The organism is uncultured Subdoligranulum sp. (assembly GCF_937890665.1).
In genome coordinates this window covers 1-2,961 of record NZ_CALADU010000242.1, presented here as the reverse complement: position 1 = coordinate 2,961, position 2,961 = coordinate 1, and the positions used below count along the sequence as shown (strand labels likewise).

The window sequence follows — 2,961 nt, the reverse complement described above, 5'->3', positions numbered from 1 at the left end:
GATTCCGGTATCTGGCGGCGCATCCGGCTGGTACCTTTCACCCAGACCATCCCCGAGGACAAGCAGGATCTTCAACTTCCCGAAAAGCTCCGTGCCGAGCTTCCGGGAATTCTGAACTGGGCGCTCGTTGGATTACACCAGTGGATGCAGGCCAGCGCTGGCGGCAAGCGCCGTGGGCTTCCCCGTTGCGTGGCAGTGGACAACGCCACCGCAGAATATCGGGGCGAGCAAGACCGGCTCAAACAGTTTCTGGAGGATTGCACCGAAACCGCCCAAGGGTACACCATTCAGGCTGGGATTCTCTACCAGACCTACCGTGCCTGGTGTGAGGAGAACGGAGAGCGCTTCCCGCTGACCGGTACCAAGTTCGGCCGAGAAGTAGCCAAAACCCTGCAGCGGCGCAAGAATCGGCTCAACTATGAGTATCTGGACCTACGTCTGACCGACGACGGCACCCGCATTCTGGCCTCCTTTGGTCAGAAGAACGGACGATTCCGCCCGGGAGAACCGCTCTCCGAGCAGCTCCGTATGGAAGCCAGACCTATTTCGTGATCTTGTGTGGTGGGTTTGTGGTGAGTTTTCGGTGAGTTCATCTTCCAACCCACCACCGGAATACCATCGTATTTTCGTTGCTTTTTATATACATCTATCTGTTTGTGGTGGGTGTGGTGGGTTTTGCAGGAAAAAGACCCATACGAGAAAAAAGAAAAAAGTAAAAGTTATAGAGGGATTTTCATAACGGACAAAACCCACCACAACCCACCACGGAAGGGAGAAATGAACATGCCGAAGAACCTGACTTACAACAACGACAGCGCTTGCTGTGTCCCCTACGACAGCCCGCCGCCCGGTACCGCCCAACAGCTGCAACGCCTGGCCGAAGAAGGGCGTCCTGGTGCCTGCCTGGGTTGCGGATTTGAACAAAGCTGTGCCGCCCGCGGCTGTGCCCTGCTGCGCAGTGTGAGTCGGATCATAGCCGTAATTGAAAGGAAGTGAACCGATGTCTGATATTTTAAGTAATGCGATTTACGCCGGAGCTATTTTGATATTTTGCTTCGTTGCCTACGGTGCCGGCTGGAACGATGGATGGAGCAAAGGCTATAAAGATGCCATCGACTTCGGAAATACAATCCACAACACATTAGCCGCTTCTGATCCGATCGTCATGGAGCATGACCATGGAGGCGAAGATTGATATGTACATGCTAATCTCTCATGATAAATACGAGCTTCCGCTTGCCGTTGCAGATACCATAAACGAACTTGCAAAAATGCTCGGGAAAAATCCAAACACGATAAGCTCCATCATGTGCCATGCAAGACAGAAAAGTCAATGGTGTAGATACATCAAGGTGGATGTATGATCTATGAAGAAAAAGTCCGCTGGCTGCGGCGCTATCAGGACAGCCTACGTCGGGAACGCGAACTGGGCGAGGAAGTGGAGCAGCTGCGCGCCCGTGCCTGTAAGGTCACCCCCTCCCTGACCGGTATGCCGGGGGGAGCCAGTGACGGCCAGAGCCTGCCGCGCTGTGGAAGAGATCGTGCAGGCCCAGCAGGAACTGCAGGCCCAGATCAACCAATGCGGGGCTATCCGGCGAGAGATCGTCGCGGCGCTGGAGCAAGTAACCAACGCACGGGACCACGAGATCCTGCGCAGGCGTTACTTACTCGGCCAGCGTTGGGAGAATATCGCTGTGGAGATGCACTACAAATACCAGCACGTTTGCAGGTGTCACGGAGATGCAGTGTCCAAACTTGTGATAGAATGTGATACTTAAACGTGCTATAATACTATCATCAGAAGCCGTAAGGATCGGGGAACCGCCTTGCGGCTTTTGCTTTACACGGGCATAGCTCAGTTGGTAGAGCAGCGGTCTCCAAAACCGCGTGCCGTGGGTCCAAGTCCCTCTGCCCGCGCTAAGGTGTGCAATACCGCTTTGCACACCACTGCCCGGCAGGCGGGAGATGGCCACACACATCTGACAAAGAGCATCTGTCCTTTGCGCTGCCGGGCTTTTTATGTGATTTCGATCGAGAGGTGGTGTAGATGCCGAATGAAGAAAACCTGATTCCCATGGATCAGCGAAGCGAGAGTGAAGCCAGAGAATTGGGTCAAAAGGGCGGCATCGCATCGGGGGCATCCAGGCGGCGAAAACGCAGCCTGAAAGAAGCTGCCGACCTCTATCTTTCTTTGCCGGTTTCGGACCGGCGGAAATTCAATAAGTTGGCCAGACGCTGCTTGGATCCTGAGGACATCGACAACCAGATGGCTATGATCGCCGGGCTGACCGACGCCGCCACCGACGGCGACGCCCGGGCCGCCGCCGTTCTGGTCAAGCTGCTGGGCGAGGAAACGCCGCCGGGTGACGCGGATGCCGCCGTGCTGACCCGTGCGTCTGAACTGTTGGAGGGAATCGACAGTGCTATCGAGTAAGCAGCGCGAATACCTGGCCAACTGCTCCCACCGCTGGAACGTCAAGACCGGGGCCACGCGCTCCGGCAAGACCTGGCTGGACCTGCTGGTCACCATCCCCAAGCGGCTGCTGGCCTGCCGGGGCGAGGGCCTGATCGTGCTGCTGGGCAACACCAAAGGCACCCTCGAGCGTAACGTCCTGAACCCCATGCGCGAGTTGTGGGGGCCCGATCTGGTCGGAACGATCGGCAGCAACAACACCGTGCAACTGTTCGGCCGCAAGTGCTACGCGCTGGGCGCTGACAACAAGAAGCACGTGGTCCGCATCCAGGGCGCAGCCTTCGAGTACTGCTACGGGGACGAGATCACGACCTGGAGCGGGGATGTGTTCCAGATGCTCAAGAGCCGTCTGTCCTGCCCACACAGCCATTTTGACGGCACTTGCAACCCGGACAGTCCCCTGCATTGGTTCAAGGCCTTTCTGGATTCCGACGCTGACATCTATTGCCAGGCGTACACCATCGACGACAACCCGTTCCTGGACCCTG

The 2,961-nt window shown here is 56.8% G+C and carries 7 protein-coding genes and 1 tRNA gene; all 8 read left to right on the top strand.

Features of this window, described 5'->3' with window-relative positions; translation table 11 throughout:
* Nucleotides 1-552: primase-like DNA-binding domain-containing protein (locus Q0526_RS13470; RefSeq protein WP_298734524.1), on the top strand; the 552-nt coding region annotated here is incomplete at its 5' end.
* A 231-nt stretch (nucleotides 553-783) separates the two neighbouring features.
* Entirely contained in the window at nucleotides 784-996 is a 213-nt protein-coding gene (locus Q0526_RS13465; protein WP_298734522.1) for a hypothetical protein, read from the top strand.
* Between the two features lie 4 nt (nucleotides 997-1,000).
* Nucleotides 1,001-1,195, top strand: coding sequence for a hypothetical protein (locus tag Q0526_RS13460; RefSeq protein ID WP_298734520.1), 195 nt, complete (start codon nucleotides 1,001-1,003; stop codon nucleotides 1,193-1,195).
* On the top strand, nucleotides 1,179-1,364 hold the full coding sequence (locus tag Q0526_RS13455) for a hypothetical protein (protein ID WP_298734518.1): 186 nt from the start codon (nucleotides 1,179-1,181) through the stop codon (nucleotides 1,362-1,364). Before Q0526_RS13460 ends, Q0526_RS13455 begins: the two co-directional genes overlap by 17 nt.
* Before the next feature lie 141 nt (nucleotides 1,365-1,505).
* The gene (locus Q0526_RS13450; RefSeq protein ID WP_298734516.1) at nucleotides 1,506-1,778 is read left to right on the top strand and encodes a hypothetical protein; all 273 of its coding nucleotides are present in this window, start codon (nucleotides 1,506-1,508) and stop codon (nucleotides 1,776-1,778) included.
* A 67-nt stretch (nucleotides 1,779-1,845) separates the two neighbouring features.
* Nucleotides 1,846-1,917 (top strand) — tRNA-Trp (locus Q0526_RS13445).
* Between the two features lie 130 nt (nucleotides 1,918-2,047).
* Nucleotides 2,048-2,434: a hypothetical protein gene (locus Q0526_RS13440; protein ID WP_298734514.1), complete on the top strand. Its 387-nt coding sequence runs from the start codon at nucleotides 2,048-2,050 to the stop codon at nucleotides 2,432-2,434.
* Nucleotides 2,421-2,961: terminase family protein (locus Q0526_RS13435; protein WP_298734512.1), on the top strand; the 541-nt coding region annotated here is incomplete at its 3' end. The genes Q0526_RS13440 and Q0526_RS13435, both read left to right, overlap by 14 nt.